This is a genomic window from Streptomyces mutabilis, from assembly GCF_014649815.1.
Taxonomy (GTDB): domain Bacteria; phylum Actinomycetota; class Actinomycetes; order Streptomycetales; family Streptomycetaceae; genus Streptomyces; species Streptomyces mutabilis.
Window position 1 is genome coordinate 1 of the sequence record NZ_BMTT01000289.1, and the last position, 537, is coordinate 537.

At 32.4% G+C, this 537-nt stretch carries 1 protein-coding gene; it reads right to left on the reverse strand.

Annotation, left to right across the window (positions count from 1 at the left end; translation table 11 throughout):
• Positions 1-505 (reverse strand): LysM peptidoglycan-binding domain-containing protein (locus IE142_RS40360; protein ID WP_191889520.1); only part of this gene is annotated, 505 nt, incomplete at its 3' end.
• Positions 506-537: the final 32 nt, after the last annotated feature.

The following is a 537-nucleotide window of genomic DNA, read 5'->3' on the forward strand; positions in this document are numbered from 1 at the left end:
ATGCATAATAAGTACATTGACCAGTAGTGTATAAATTACCTGAGTTAGATACACTTCTTAGACCATCATAGGCGTTTGACACAGAGTATGTATCAGTTGATTCACTATCATAATTATCATAAGTAGTGTTGGATGTATCAGTTGATACATTATTATATCCTACTGGAATGTAGTTAGTTTCATAATTTACGAATGTGTTTGTGTTATTAAATTGTTCAAATGCAGTTTCAGATACTACAATTTCATCTCCCGGAAAAATAAGAGGTTCTACACCAGGATTTAATGCATAAAGCTCTTCTAAAGAAAGATTATGTTCTAAAGCAATTTTATATAAACTATCTCCAGGTTTTACAATGTAAATACCTAAGTTTGATTGATTTGTAATTACATCACCCGTTGCATATGTGTCTAGTTGCGACGTCTCAGATTCTTGTGCGTTAGCTGCAGTGTTGATTGCAATAAAAGCTGCAATCGAACTTAACGTTACAGTTAGCGTTTTTTTCATCTAGTTGTCATTCCTTTGCTAGTTGATTATTA